The organism is Streptomyces albofaciens JCM 4342, assembly GCF_008634025.1.
GTDB lineage: Bacteria > Actinomycetota > Actinomycetes > Streptomycetales > Streptomycetaceae > Streptomyces > Streptomyces albofaciens.
In genome coordinates this window covers 2,681,650-2,694,190 of record NZ_PDCM01000001.1, presented here as the reverse complement: position 1 = coordinate 2,694,190, position 12,541 = coordinate 2,681,650, and the positions used below count along the sequence as shown (strand labels likewise).

General features: G+C 70.9%; 15 protein-coding genes. 3 read left to right on the top strand and 12 right to left on the bottom strand.

Annotated features, from left to right (window positions below):
- Nucleotides 1-265: 265 nt before the first annotated feature.
- The 11 genes from CP973_RS12060 to CP973_RS12010 form a co-directional block, all read right to left on the bottom strand.
- Nucleotides 266-805, bottom strand: a complete 540-nt coding sequence (locus tag CP973_RS12060) for a TetR/AcrR family transcriptional regulator (protein WP_150240059.1) — start codon at nt 803-805, stop codon at nt 266-268.
- Entirely contained in the window at nt 805-1,125 is a 321-nt protein-coding gene (locus CP973_RS12055; protein ID WP_003983965.1) for a DMT family transporter, read from the bottom strand. Before CP973_RS12055 ends, CP973_RS12060 begins: the two co-directional genes overlap by 1 nt.
- Before the next feature lie 87 nt (nt 1,126-1,212).
- A complete protein-coding gene (locus tag CP973_RS12050; RefSeq protein ID WP_150240057.1) occupies nt 1,213-1,578 on the bottom strand; it encodes a VOC family protein in 366 nt (121 codons plus the stop codon).
- A 44-nt stretch (nt 1,579-1,622) separates the two neighbouring features.
- Nucleotides 1,623-1,958, bottom strand: coding sequence for a metal-sulfur cluster assembly factor (locus tag CP973_RS12045; RefSeq protein ID WP_150240055.1), 336 nt, complete (start codon nt 1,956-1,958; stop codon nt 1,623-1,625).
- On the bottom strand, nt 1,955-2,413 hold the full coding sequence (gene sufU, locus CP973_RS12040; RefSeq protein WP_003983960.1) for a Fe-S cluster assembly sulfur transfer protein SufU: 459 nt from the start codon (nt 2,411-2,413) through the stop codon (nt 1,955-1,957). The genes CP973_RS12045 and sufU overlap by 4 nt, the downstream gene beginning before the upstream one ends.
- A gap of 20 nt (nt 2,414-2,433) precedes the next feature.
- Nucleotides 2,434-3,690: a cysteine desulfurase gene (locus CP973_RS12035; protein ID WP_150240053.1), complete on the bottom strand. Its 1,257-nt coding sequence runs from the start codon at nt 3,688-3,690 to the stop codon at nt 2,434-2,436.
- Entirely contained in the window at nt 3,687-4,451 is a 765-nt protein-coding gene (gene sufC, locus CP973_RS12030) for a Fe-S cluster assembly ATPase SufC (RefSeq protein ID WP_150240051.1), read from the bottom strand. The genes CP973_RS12035 and sufC overlap by 4 nt, the downstream gene beginning before the upstream one ends.
- Before the next feature lie 6 nt (nt 4,452-4,457).
- Complete coding sequence (locus CP973_RS12025) at nt 4,458-4,793, bottom strand: non-heme iron oxygenase ferredoxin subunit (protein ID WP_150240049.1); 336 nt, start codon at nt 4,791-4,793, stop codon at nt 4,458-4,460.
- Nucleotides 4,790-5,974, bottom strand: a complete 1,185-nt coding sequence (gene sufD / locus CP973_RS12020) for a Fe-S cluster assembly protein SufD (protein ID WP_150240047.1) — start codon at nt 5,972-5,974, stop codon at nt 4,790-4,792. The genes CP973_RS12025 and sufD overlap by 4 nt, the downstream gene beginning before the upstream one ends.
- A 55-nt stretch (nt 5,975-6,029) precedes the next feature.
- Nucleotides 6,030-7,451, bottom strand: a complete 1,422-nt coding sequence (gene sufB, locus CP973_RS12015; RefSeq protein ID WP_150240045.1) for a Fe-S cluster assembly protein SufB — start codon at nt 7,449-7,451, stop codon at nt 6,030-6,032.
- Nucleotides 7,448-8,296, bottom strand: a complete 849-nt coding sequence (locus CP973_RS12010) for a helix-turn-helix transcriptional regulator (protein ID WP_150240043.1) — start codon at nt 8,294-8,296, stop codon at nt 7,448-7,450. The genes sufB and CP973_RS12010 overlap by 4 nt, the downstream gene beginning before the upstream one ends.
- Nucleotides 8,297-8,612: 316 nt before the next feature.
- On the opposite strand from CP973_RS12010, the gene CP973_RS12005 reads away from it, so the two are divergent.
- The 3 genes from CP973_RS12005 to CP973_RS11995 all read left to right on the top strand — a co-directional run bounded on the left by CP973_RS12005 (nt 8,613) and on the right by CP973_RS11995 (nt 11,496).
- A complete protein-coding gene (locus CP973_RS12005) occupies nt 8,613-9,575 on the top strand; it encodes an ABC transporter ATP-binding protein (protein WP_150240041.1) in 963 nt (320 codons plus the stop codon).
- Nucleotides 9,572-10,378 (top strand): ABC transporter permease, encoded by an 807-nt coding sequence (locus tag CP973_RS12000; protein ID WP_150240039.1) that lies wholly within the window; start codon nt 9,572-9,574, stop codon nt 10,376-10,378. Before CP973_RS12005 ends, CP973_RS12000 begins: the two co-directional genes overlap by 4 nt.
- A gap of 95 nt (nt 10,379-10,473) precedes the next feature.
- Nucleotides 10,474-11,496 (top strand): COX15/CtaA family protein, encoded by a 1,023-nt coding sequence (locus tag CP973_RS11995; protein ID WP_150240037.1) that lies wholly within the window; start codon nt 10,474-10,476, stop codon nt 11,494-11,496.
- On the opposite strand, the gene CP973_RS11990 is transcribed toward CP973_RS11995, so the two are convergent.
- Entirely contained in the window at nt 11,466-12,515 is a 1,050-nt protein-coding gene (locus tag CP973_RS11990; RefSeq protein WP_150240035.1) for an amidohydrolase, read from the bottom strand. The two genes, CP973_RS11995 and CP973_RS11990, sit on opposite strands and share 31 nt — an antisense overlap.
- Between the last annotated feature and the right edge of the window lie 26 nt (nt 12,516-12,541).

Here is a 12,541-nt window from a genome sequence, read left to right as displayed (position 1 = left end):
CTTCCGGCGCCGCGCGGCCCGCCCGTCCCGGTCCCGCCAGGCGGGTCCGGTGAACCAGTCCTCGGTGCCGTCCGCCTGCTTGCCCGCGCCCTGGGGCTTCCTCTTCACGTGTGGTTCTCTCGCCTCATACCGCTGGGCGGCAGCAGGCACAGAACGCCGCAAGGCCCCCCAGGTGATCAATAACGATCAAGATCTACACGGGGGCGGACACACGCCACAAGTTGAGCGGTGAAGGAGTGATGACCGGGCGTCGCCGGGAGCCCCCTCAGCCGATCACCCGCGCCACCGCGTCCCGCACCTCAGCGCGGTCGAACTCCCGCCCCGTCAGCAGGTGTTGCAGCATCAGCCCGTCGATCAGCCCGACCAGCGCCCGCGCGGTCCCCGCGTCACCGGTCCGCCGCCGCAGCAGTTCGGCCATCGTGTCGAGGCATTCGGCCGCGAGCGGCCGCACCGCCTCGTGCCGCAGGGCCGCGAGATACAGCTCGTACTCCAGCTCCACCCGCGAGCGGTCCCCGCCCAGCGACTCCTCGACCAGCCGCGTCAGCTCGTCCGCGAGCGGCACGTCCGGGTCCACGCCCCGCACCCACTCCTCGATCCCGGCCAGCCACTCCCCGTTGACCTGCCGCAGCGCCGCGGTCAGCAGGTCGTCCAGCGAGGCGAAGTGGTACGTGGTCGAGCCGAGCGGTACGTCCGCCTCGGCGGCCACCGCGCGGTGACTGAGCCCGGCGATGCCCCGCCCGGCCACCACCCGGATCGCCGCGTCGATGATCCGCTGCCGCCGGCCGGGGTCGTAACGGCGCGGCATCAGTGCGCCCCGCCCAGGTTCAGCACGACGACACCCGCGATCACGAGCAGCACCCCGATGATCCGCGCGGCGGTCGCCGCCTCCCCCAGGAACACCATGCCGATCGCCGCGACGACGGCCGTCCCGGCCCCGGACCAGATCGCGTACGCCGTCCCGACGTCCATGGTCTTCAACGTCTTCGCCAGCAGCGCGAACGCCACGACATAGCCCAGCGCGGTGCCCAGCGAGGGCCACAGCCTGCTGAACCCGTCGCTGTACTTCATCGCGGTCGTCGCGAGGATCTCGGAGAGGATCGCCCCGGCAAGCGTCACGTACACCATACGTACGAGCGTACACAACGATGCGTACGGCCGTACGTAAAGCCGCGTGCGGCGGTCACTCCCGACCGGGCCCCGGCGGGCTCCCCCTCAGTCCAGCAACGACTTCTTCGGCCTCAGCACGCAGAATTCGTTGCCCTCGGGGTCCGCCAGAACGACCCACGTCACATCCGCCCCCTGCCCCACGTCCACCCGCCCCGCCCCGAGGCCGATGATCCGCTCGACCTCGGCCGCCTGGTCGTCCGGGGTGAGGTCGATGTGCAGGCGGTTCTTGCCCGCCTTGGTTTCGGGGACGGACAGGAAGGTGATGCCGGGGAGGGCGTTCTCGTCGGCGGCGATGATCACCTCTTCGTCGTCCTCGTACAGGATGCGCCAGTCCAGGACGCGGGCCCAGAAGGCGGCGAGCCCTTTGAGGTCGTGGGCGTCGACGGCGAGCTGGTACAGCGAAACGGCCATGCCCGCCAGTGTGCCTGGCGGGCATGGCCGTGTCAGGGGGTCGGTCAGACGTTGAAGCCGAGCGCGCGGAGCTGCTCGCGGCCCTCGTCGGTGATCTTGTCCGGGCCCCACGGCGGCATCCAGACCCAGTTGATCTTGAGTTCGCTGACGATGCCGTCCGTGGCGGACCGCGCCTGGTCCTCGATGACGTCGGTCAGCGGGCAGGCCGCCGAGGTGAGCGTCATGTCGATGGTGGCGATGTTGGCGTCGTCGATGTGGATGCCGTAGATCAGGCCCAGGTTGACGACGTCGATGCCCAGCTCGGGGTCGACGACGTCGTACAGGGCCTCACGGACCTCTTCCTCCGAGGCCGGCCTCGTGGTCACTGCGTTGTCGGTCATGCGGTCTTCGCCTCCTCGGAGAGGGCCTTGGCGGTGGCGTCCTTCCAAGCCATCCAGCTCAGCAGGGCGCACTTGACGCGGGCGGGGTACTTCGAGACACCGGCGAACGCCACCGCGTCCTCCAGCACCTCCTCCATGGCGTCGTCCGGCTCCAGCTGGCCGCGGGACTGCATCAGCTCCAGGAAGGTCTCCTGGATCTTCTGCGCCTCGCCCAGCTCCTTGCCGACCAGCAGGTCGTTGAGCACGGACGCGCTGGCCTGGCTGATGGAGCAGCCCTGGCCCTCGTACGACACGTCTTCCACGGTCGCACCGTTGAGCCGTACGCGCAGGGTGATCTCGTCACCGCAGGTCGGGTTAACGTGGTGCACCTCGGCGTCGCCGTCCCGCAGACCGCGCCCATGGGGGTGCTTGTAGTGGTCCAGGATGACGTCCTGGTACATGGAATCCAGCTTCACGGCTCAGTCAGTCCTCGTCCTCATCCGAAGAAGTTGCGGACGTGCTCCAGCCCCTCGACCAGGGCGTCGACCTCGGCCGGGGTGGAGTACAGGTAGAAAGACGCTCGCGTGGTCGCGGGAATTCCGTAGCGCAGGCAGACCGGCCGTGCGCAGTGGTGGCCGACCCGGACCGCGATGCCCTGCTCGTCCAGCACCTGGCCCACGTCGTGCGGGTGGATGTCACCGAGCGTGAAGGAGATCGTCGCGCCGCGGTCCTCGGCCGTGGAGGGGCCGATGATGCGCAGGTCCGGGACCTCCAGCAGGCGCCGGACGGCGTACTCCGTCATGGCCTGCTCGTGCGCGGCGATGTTCTCCATGCCGATCGAGGTGAGGTAGTCCACGGCCGCGCCGAGGCCGACGGCCTGCGCGATCGGGGGCGTGCCCGCCTCGAACTTGTGCGGCGCGGGGGCGTAGGTCGAGGAGTGCATGGACACCGTCTCGATCATCTCGCCGCCGCCGAGGAACGGAGGCAGGTCCTCCAGCAGCTCCTGGCGGCCCCACAGGACGCCGATGCCGGTCGGGCCGCACATCTTGTGGCCGGTGAAGGCGACGAAGTCCGCCTGGAGTGCCTGCACGTCCAGCGGCATGTGCGGGGCGGCCTGCGAGGCGTCGATGCAGACCAGCGCGCCGACCTCCTGGGCGCGGCGGATGATCGCCTCGACCGGGTTGACGGTGCCCATCAGGTTGGAGACCAGCGTGAAGGAGACGATCTTCGTGCGGTCGGTGATGACCTCGTCGATCGTGTCCAGGTCGAGCCGGCCGTCGTCGGTCAGCCCGAACCACTTCAGCTTCGCGCCGGTGCGCTGCGACAGCAGCTGCCACGGCACGATGTTGGAGTGGTGCTCCATCTCCGTGATGACGATCTCGGTGTCCTGGTCGACGCGGTACGGCTCGTCCGCCCAGCCGAGCATGTTCGCGACGAGGTTGAGCGACTCGGAGGCGTTCTTGGTGAAGATCACCTCGTCGCGGCTCGGCGCGTTGATGAAGGCGGCGACCTTGTCGCGCGCACCCTCGTACAGCGCCGTGGCCTCCTCGGCGAGCACGTGCACACCGCGGTGGACGTTGGCGTTGTAGCGCTCGTAGTACCCGTTCAGCGCGTCCAGCACCTGGCGGGGCTTCTGGGAGGTGGCCGCGTTGTCCAGGTACACGACCTTCTTCCCGTCGTGGATCTGTCGGTCCAGGATCGGGAAGTCCTTGCGGATCGCCTCTGTGTCGAGGAGGCCCGGCAGCTTCGTCACGCGGTTGCGCCACCCTTCACGTACGCCTCGTAGCCCTCGGCCTCCAGCTTGTCCGCCAGCTCCGGGCCGCCGGACTCGGCGATCCGGCCGTTGGCGAAGACATGCACGTGGTCGGGCTTGATGTAACGGAGAATCCGGGTGTAGTGGGTGATCAGCAGGGTGCCCACCTCACCGGACTCGCGGACCCGGTTGACGCCCTCGGAGACGATCCGCAGCGCGTCGACGTCCAGACCGGAGTCGGTCTCGTCGAGGATCGCGATCTTCGGCTTGAGCAGCTCCAGCTGGAGGATCTCGTGGCGCTTCTTCTCACCGCCGGAGAAGCCCTCGTTGACGTTGCGCTCGGCGAAGGCCGGGTCCATGGACAGCCGCTCCATGGCCTCCTTGACCTCCTTGACCCACGTACGCAGCTTGGGGGCCTCGCCGCGGATGGCGGTGGCGGAGGTACGCAGGAAGTTGGAGACGGAGACGCCGGGGACCTCGACCGGGTACTGCATGGCGAGGAAGACGCCGGCGCGGGCGCGCTCGTCGACGGACATCTCCAGGACGTCCTCGCCGTCGAGGGTGACGGTGCCGCCGGTGATCGTGTACTTGGGGTGACCCGCCAGCGAGTAGGCGAGGGTGGACTTGCCGGAGCCGTTGGGGCCCATGATGGCGTGCGTCTCGCCCTGCTTCACGGTCAGGTCGACGCCCTTCAGGATCTCGCGCGAGCCGTTCTCGGCTTCGACGGAGACGTGCAGGTCGTGGATCTCAAGCGTTGCCATGGGGACTCAGGACTCCTGGGTGACGGAGACGAGCACGGAAGCGTCCGCGCCCTCTCCTTCGATCTTTACGGGGTATACGGGGACGGGCTGCGTCGCGGGCAGGCCGGACGGCTTGCCGGTGCGCAGGTCGAAGCTGGAGCCGTGCAGCCAGCACTCGATGGCGCAGTCCTCCACCTCCCCCTCGGACAGCGAGACGTTCGCGTGCGAGCAGATGTCGTTGATCGCGAACACCTCGCCCTCGGTACGGACGAGCGAGACGGGCACGCCGTCGATCTCGACCCGCTTGGGGCTGTCCTCCTCCAGCTCGGACAGCCCGCAGACGCGTACGTAGGCGGCGCTCATGCCACCGACGCTTCCAGCTCGGCCTCGATCTTGGCGATCAGGCGCTCCTCCACGTCCGGCAGACCGATCTGCTGGACGAGTTCGGTGAAGAAGCCGCGGACGACCAGACGGCGGGCCTCGTCGGCCGGGATGCCGCGGGCCATCAGGTAGAACAGCTGCTCGTCGTCGAAGCGGCCGGTGGCGCTGGCGTGGCCGGCGCCGACGATCTCGCCGGTCTCGATCTCCAGGTTGGGCACCGAGTCGACCCGGGCGCCGTCGGTCAGCACCAGGTTGCGGTTGAGCTCGTAGGTGTCGGTGCCGGTGGCGGCGGCGCGGATGAGCACGTCACCGATCCAGACGGCGTGCGCGTCCTGGCCCTGGAGGGCGCCCTTGTAGACGACGTTGGAGCGGCAGTTCTGCGCCTCGTGGTCGACGAAGAGGCGGTGCTCCTGGTGCTGGCCGTTGTCGGTGAAGTACAGGCCGTAGAACTCGGCCTCGCCGCCGGGGGCGGCGTACGTCACGCGCGGGTGCAGCCGGACCAGGTCGCCGCCGAAGGTGACGACCACGGACTTGAAGCCGGCGTCCCGGCCGACCAGCGCGTTGTGCTGGCCGACGTGGACGGCGGTGTCGTCCCAGTCCTGCACCGAGACGACGGTCAGCTTGGCGCCGTCGCCGATGAGGTAGTCGACGTTGGCGGCGAGCGTGGCGTCGCCGGTGTGGTCGATCACGACGACGGCCTCGGCGAACGCGCCCAGCTCGATGACCTGGTGGCCGTAGGCGGTGCCGCCCTCGCCGTGCACGGCGATGCGGATCGGCTCGGTGAGCACCGTCTCCTTGGGCACCGTGACGACCGACGCCTTCTCGAAGGAGCTGTACGCCTGGGCGGCGACCCGGTCGACCGGCTTGCCGGCCTTGCCGACCCGCGGGTCGTCGCGCTCGACCAGTTCGTGGGTGACGCCCTCGGGCGCGGTGATGTCCACCTTCAGGTCGGCGCCCGAGGCGACGGCGGTGCCGTCGTGCAGGCCCTTGAGGCGCGCGAGGGGCGTGAAGCGCCACTCCTCCTCGCGGCCGTGCGGCACCGGGAAGTCCGCCACGTCGTAGGACGGCGGGGCGCTCATCCGGGTGGCGACGGTGGACTCCGCGGCCACCGCGATCGAACCGGTGGTTGTCGAACCCGCCGGGATTGTCTGAGCCTCAGCCATGGCTGTCGTCGTGCTCTCTTCCTCGTGAGAAATCAGTCGCTGCTCGTGCCGGTCGTCAGCCGACCGCGCCTTCCATCTGCAGCTCGATCAGCCGGTTCAGCTCCAGCGCGTACTCCATGGGCAGCTCGCGGGCGATCGGCTCGACGAAGCCGCGCACGATCATCGCCATCGCCTCGTCCTCGGACAGGCCGCGCGCCATCAGGTAGAAGAGCTGGTCGTCGCTGACCTTGGAGACGGTCGCCTCGTGGCCCATGGTCACGTCGTCCTCGCGGACGTCCACGTACGGGTAGGTGTCCGAGCGGGAGACCGTGTCGACGAGCAGGGCGTCGCAGAGCACGTTGGACTTGGAGCCCTCGGCGCCCTCGCCGATCTCGATCAGACCGCGGTAGGACGTCCGGCCGCCGCCGCGCGCCACCGACTTGGAGACGATGTTGGACGAGGTGTGCGGGGCCATGTGGACCATCTTGGCGCCCGCGTCCTGGTGCTGGCCCTCGCCCGCGAAGGCGATGGACAGGGTCTCGCCCTTGGCGTGCTCGCCCATCAGGTAGACGGCCGGGTACTTCATCGTCACCTTGGAGCCGATGTTGCCGTCGACCCACTCCATGGTCGCGCCCTCGTAGGCGACGGCACGCTTGGTGACCAGGTTGTAGACGTTGTTCGACCAGTTCTGGATCGTCGTGTAGCGGCAGCGGCCGCCCTTCTTCACGATGATCTCGACGACCGCGGAGTGCAGCGAGTCGGACTTGTAGATCGGGGCGGTGCAGCCCTCGACGTAGTGGACGTAGGCGTCCTCGTCGACGATGATCAGCGTCCGCTCGAACTGACCCATGTTCTCGGTGTTGATGCGGAAGTACGCCTGGAGCGGGATGTCCACGTGCACGCCCTTGGGGACATAGATGAACGAGCCGCCCGACCAGACCGCGGTGTTCAGCGAGGCGAACTTGTTGTCGCCGGCCGGGATCACCGTGCCGAAGTACTCCTTGAAAAGCTCCGGGTGCTCCTTGAGCGCGGTGTCGGTGTCCAGGAAGATGACGCCCTGCTGCTCCAGGTCCTCGCGGATCTGGTGGTAGACGACCTCGGACTCGTACTGCGCCGCGACACCGGCGACCAGCCGCTGCTTCTCCGCCTCGGGGATGCCCAGCTTGTCGTAGGTGTTCTTGATGTCCTCGGGCAGGTCCTCCCAGGAGGCGGCCTGCTGCTCCGTGGAGCGCACGAAGTACTTGATGTTGTCGAAGTCGATGCCCGAGAGGTCCGAGCCCCAGTTGGGCATGGGCTTCTTGCCGAAGAGCTTGAGGCCCTTGAGGCGGAGCTTGAGCATCCACTCGGGCTCGTTCTTCTTCGCCGAGATGTCGCGGACGACCTCCTCGGACAGGCCGCGCTTGGCAGAGGCGCCGGCCACGTCGGAGTCGGCCCAGCCGTACTCGTACGTGCCCAGGCCCTCAAGCTCGGGGTGAGCAGTCTCCGTGGGGAGAGTCATGCGGGGTTCCTCCCGGCCGTGCTTGCAGAAGCTGTGGTGGTCTTGGTGGTGCGGTGGGCGGCCTTGCCTGCGCTCTGGTGGCCCTTCGGGACGAAGGTCGTGCAGACACCGTCGCCGTGGGCGATGGTGGCAAGGCGTTGCACGTGGGTCCCCAGCAGGCGGGAGAAGACCTCGGTCTCCGCCTCGCACAGCTGCGGGAACTGCTCGGCGACGTGGGCGACCGGGCAGTGGTGCTGGCAGAGCTGCTCACCTAGCTGATGACTGGGCGCGCTGCGTGCCGTAGCAGCGTACCCGTCCGCGGTCAATGCCTCGGCGAGTGCCTGGGTGCGGCCCTCGGGGTCGGCGGCCTCGACGGCGTGCCGGTAGCTTTCGGCGAGCGCCGCGAAGCGGGCGCGGGCGAACGCCGCGATGGCGGCCTCGCCCAGCTCGCCGCCGCCCGCGCTCTCCGCGATCCAGCGCAGCGCGTCGGCCGCGAGCTGGTCGTAGGACTGGTCGAAGGCGTCCCGGCCGCAGTCGGTGAGGGCGAAGACCTTGGCGGGGCGGCCGCGGGTGCGGGCGCCGTAGACGCGCTTCTCGCGGGGCTCGACGACGTTCTCCGCGACGAGGGCGTCGAGGTGGCGGCGGACGGCCGCCTGGGTCAGCTCCAGCCGGAGGGCCAGCTCGGCCGCGGTGGACGGGCCGTGGTCGAGGATGGAACGCGCGACGCGGTTGCGCGTGCCCCGCTGTTCGTCGTGGGACGGCGCGGCGCCGGAGGCGGACCGCGCGGCCCTCGCGGGCGCAGGGCGGTCCGGCCCGCCGGCCGGCCGGGCCGCGGTGCCTTCCTGGTCCTCGCTCGCGTATTTCACAACGCCATTGTTGCGTAATTCCTCAGGCCGATACAACCCTCGACCGGATCACGGACAGGTGGCCTCGATCACTAAGGGTTACCTAATCGGCGGGGGCGGCGGGCGACCTCACGAACCCGATAAAACCGCTTCTGACCTGCGGGTTCACGGTAACGTGCGGCTCGCTGACGACGGCCGGCCCGCACCCCGCCCCGGCACCGGTGATCTACGCCCCGCACAGGACGCCCGGTCTCCCCCACCCGGGGGAATCCCTCCTTGGAACGGACCTTTCGCCCCCGCTCCTGCGCCCACCCCCGCGCTTCGTAGACTTCCGGTCATGCGCAGCGCCTCCTCCGGGGACACCCCCCGGGCCCCCGGCCGTCCGCCCGCCGTAGAGATCACCGGCCTGGTCAAGCGGTACGGGAGCAAGACCGCGGTGGACGGGCTCGACCTCAGGGTCGAGGCGGGCTCGGTGACCGCCGTCCTCGGGCCCAACGGCGCCGGGAAGACCACCACCGTCGAGATCTGCGAGGGCTACCGGCGCGCCGACGCGGGCACCGTCCGCGTCCTGGGCCTGGACCCGGTCGCCGACGCGGCGGCGCTACGCCCCCGTATCGGCGTGATGCTCCAGTCCGGCGGCGTCTACGCGGGCGCCCGCGCCGAGGAGATGCTGCGGCACACCGCCAGCCTGCACGCCCACCCCGTCGACGTGGACCTCCTCATGGACCGGCTGGGCCTGGGCAGCTGCGGCCGGACGAGCTACCGGCGGCTGTCCGGCGGGCAGCAGCAGCGGCTCGCGCTGGCCATGGCCGTGGTGGGCCGCCCGGAGCTGGTCTTCCTCGACGAGCCGACGGCCGGTCTGGACCCGCAGGCCCGGCACGCCACCTGGGACCTCGTACGGGAACTGCGCGCCGACGGCGTCAGCACCGTACTGACCACCCACTTCATGGACGAGGCCGAGCAGCTCGCCGACGATGTGGCGATCATCGACGGCGGCCGGGTGATCGCCCAGGGCAGCCCGGAGGAGCTGTGCGCGGGCGGCGCCGAGAACACCCTGCGCTTCACCGGCCGGCCCGGCCTCGACCTGGGGACGCTGCTCAAGGCACTGCCCGCGGACAGCGCGGCGGCGGAGCTGACGCCCGGCACGTACCGGGTGAGCGGGAAGGTCGACCCGCAGCTGCTGGCGACCGTGGCCTCCTGGTGCGCGCAGCACGGCGTCATGCCGAGCGCCATCGCCGTCGAGCGGCACACCCTGGAGGACGTCTTCCTCGAACTGACCGGCAAGGAGCTGCGTTCATGACCGCCACCGGCACGACGGACCGGGGCGGCGCGGCCGGCGCCCCGGGCACCTTCGCCCCCCGGCCCGGCGCGGCGCCGCTGGGCCGGATGATCCGCGCGCAGGCCCTCCTCGAAACGAAGATGCTGCTGCGCAACGGCGAGCAGCTGCTGCTGACCGTCGTCATCCCGACGCTGCTGCTGGTCCTGTTCTCCGCCGTCGACATCGTGGACACGGGCGCCGGCAAGGCGGTCGACTTCCTGGCGCCGGGCATCCTGGCCCTCGCCGTACTGTCCACCGCCTTCACCGGGCAGGCCATCGCCACCGGCTTCGAGCGCCGGTACGGGGTCCTCAAGCGGCTGGCCGCCTCGCCGCTGCCGCGCTGGGCGCTGATGACGGCCAAGACCTGCTCGGTTCTGGTGACCGAGGTCCTCCAGGTCGTCCTGCTGACGGTGATCGCATTCGCGCTGGGCTGGTCCCCGCACGGCAACCCCCTGTCCGTGGTGCTGCTGCTCGTCCTCGGTACGGCGGCGTTCTCCGGTCTCGGCCTGCTGATGGCGGGCACGCTCAAGGCGGAGGCGACGCTGGCGGCGGCCAACCTCGTCTTCCTGCTGCTGCTGGTCGGCGGCGGGGTGATCGTCCCGCTGGACAAGTTCCCCGACGCGGCGCAGTCGGTGCTCGGACTGCTGCCGATCTCCGCGCTCTCGGACGGCCTGCGGGACGTCCTCCAGCACGGCGCCGGGCTGCCCTGGGCCGACCTGGGCATCCTCGCCGTGTGGGCGGTCCTCGGGCTGGGCGCCGCGGCGAAGTTCTTCCGCTGGGAGTAGCCACGACCTGCGGATACGTGCGGACGAGCCATCGTCCCGCGCGTTGCGCACCCCCCTCGTGAAACTTTGCACAAGCCGCGGCCTACCATGGCTGCGTGCCGAACACGTGGAACCCCTTTGAGCTGATCGCGCGCCGCTGGCAGCCGAGCGCCGCCTTCGTCCGGCGCGCCGCGCTGGCCACCGTCGTGATGTCCGTCGTGATCGTCGTGACGGGCGGCGCCGTCCGGCTCACCCAGTCCGGCCTGGGCTGCTCGACCTGGCCCAAGTGCACGCCGGACAGCCTCACGCCCACCGCCGCGATGGGCATCAACGGCCTGATCGAGTTCGGCAACCGGCTGCTGACGTACGTGCTGTGCGCGTTCATCGGCGTCTTCATCATCGCGGCCCGCGCCCGCGCGCCCCGCCGCCGCTCGCTCACCCGCCTCGGCTGGGCGATGTTCTGGGTCGTCATGGGCAACGCGGTCTGGGGCGGCATCGTCGTGCTGACCGGCCTGAACCCGTACCTCGTCGCCGCGCACTTCCTCCTCACCACCGCCCTGCTCACCGTCTCCGTGCTGGCCTGGCGGCGGGCCGCGGAGGGCGACGAGGCGCCGCGCGACCTGGTGGCCCGACCGGTCCGCCAGCTCTCCGGGCTGCTGGTCCTGGCGACCGGCGCGCTCACCGTGCTCGGCACGGTCGTCACCGGCGCGGGACCGCACGCGGGCGACGCCAAGAAGGTCCACCGCATCCCGGTCGACTGGCACGAGATCACCCAGCTGCACGTCGACTTCGTCTACATCGTCGTCGGCCTGTCCGTGGCCCTGTGGTTCACGCTGCGCGCCGTCAAGGCGCCGGCCGCGCCGCGCCGAATGGTCCTGGAGCTGTTCGGCTGCATCGCCCTCCAGGGCGTCATCGGCTACATCCAGTACTTCGCGGGCCTGCCGGAGATCGTCGTCGGCCTGCACATGCTGGTCTCCACGCTGGTGTGGATCTGCGTGCTGCGCATCCACCTCGCGCTGCGCGACCGGGGGCCCGTACCGGCCGGTGCGGACACGCCGTCCGCGCCGGACGCCGAGGTGCCCGCCCCCGCCTCCGGGGCCGACGCGCCTCAGCCCGCCGCCGGCGCCTCCAGCCGGTAGACCCGCCGCGCCGTCCCGGACGCGATCATCCCGGTGATCCGCCGCGCGTCCGCGGGCGCGCACATGCCCTCCTCCGTCCACTCCCGTACGACCCGCCGCAGGGACCGCAGGAAGAACCGCGCGCCCGTCACGTACAGCTCTGGCAGCGCCCGCGCCCCGGTGGAGAACAGCAGCTTGCCGAACGGGGCCCGGGCCAGCGTTTCCCCGGGGCACGGCCCGGCGTCCGCGTAGACGTGCGGGTGGACCGCCGCCAGCTGCGCCGCCCGCGCGTGGTGCGGCGGCCGGGGCAGCAGCACCACGTCCGTGCCGAGACCCGCGGTCGCCCGCAGGAAGCCCGCCAGCGGCTGCGGATCGGGGCAGTGCAGCTGTACGGGGACTCCGGTGGCCACCGCGCTCCACAGCAGGTGCCGCAGCAGCGTCGGGTCGGTGAGCCGCTCCCCCGGCCTGCGGTCGCGCAGCCACCGGTCGGCGGCCCGGCGCACCTCTCCCGCCTCCGGGGCGCGGCCCTCGCAGAAGGCCGCGGCGGAGGCGAAGGCGGTGGCGTCCTGGGTGGCCGCGTAGACCGCTTCCGCCATGTACCCGATGAAGGAGTCGACGCTGCCGGAGGTGTCGGCGATCTGTTCGGCGAGCGGTTCGAGCCGTATGACCTCGTGGGCCCCGGCCTCGGCGGCGGCGGCCAGTTCGGCTGCCGAGGTCAGCTCGCTGGGCGCCCCGGCCGCCAGCAGGAACGCGGTGATGCCGGAGCCGCGCAGCAGCAGGCGGGTCGCGCGGAAGGCGCCCAGCTCCCGCCTGCGGGCGAGGTAGCGGGCGGGCGGGCAGTGCGCCTCCAGGCCGAGCAGCGGCGGGCACCAGCGGCGCACGCCGAGGCCGGTCCAGCTGTCGAAGAAGGTGGTGCCGGCCGGTGCCGGGCCGTGGCCGCCGGAGGCCGCGGCGAGATGCGCCTCGAAGGCGCCCAGCCCCAGGTCCCCGTGGAGCGCGCCGTGGCTGTACTGGTCCACGAGCAGTGGCAGTCGCTCCATCCGCTCCTCCTCGCCGAAGCCGCCGC

Excerpts from the sequence above, each read along its gene's own strand:
- CP973_RS12060 (WP_150240059.1), bottom strand. The coding sequence starts at position 805 with ATGCCGCGCCGTTACGACCCCGGCCGGCGGCAGCGGATCATCGACGCG.
- CP973_RS12055 (WP_003983965.1), bottom strand. The coding sequence starts at position 1,125 with ATGGTGTACGTGACGCTTGCCGGGGCGATCCTCTCCGAGATCCTCGCG.
- CP973_RS12050 (WP_150240057.1), bottom strand. The coding sequence starts at position 1,578 with ATGGCCGTTTCGCTGTACCAGCTCGCCGTCGACGCCCACGACCTCAAA.
- CP973_RS12045 (WP_150240055.1), bottom strand. The coding sequence starts at position 1,958 with ATGACCGACAACGCAGTGACCACGAGGCCGGCCTCGGAGGAAGAGGTC.
- sufC (WP_150240051.1), bottom strand. The coding sequence starts at position 4,451 with ATGGCAACGCTTGAGATCCACGACCTGCACGTCTCCGTCGAAGCCGAG.
- CP973_RS12025 (WP_150240049.1), bottom strand. The coding sequence starts at position 4,793 with ATGAGCGCCGCCTACGTACGCGTCTGCGGGCTGTCCGAGCTGGAGGAG.
- sufD (WP_150240047.1), bottom strand. The coding sequence starts at position 5,974 with ATGGCTGAGGCTCAGACAATCCCGGCGGGTTCGACAACCACCGGTTCG.
- sufB (WP_150240045.1), bottom strand. The coding sequence starts at position 7,451 with ATGACTCTCCCCACGGAGACTGCTCACCCCGAGCTTGAGGGCCTGGGC.
- CP973_RS12005 (WP_150240041.1), top strand. The coding sequence starts at position 8,613 with ATGCGCAGCGCCTCCTCCGGGGACACCCCCCGGGCCCCCGGCCGTCCG.
- CP973_RS12000 (WP_150240039.1), top strand. The coding sequence starts at position 9,572 with ATGACCGCCACCGGCACGACGGACCGGGGCGGCGCGGCCGGCGCCCCG.
- CP973_RS11990 (WP_150240035.1), bottom strand. The coding sequence starts at position 12,515 with ATGGAGCGACTGCCACTGCTCGTGGACCAGTACAGCCACGGCGCGCTC.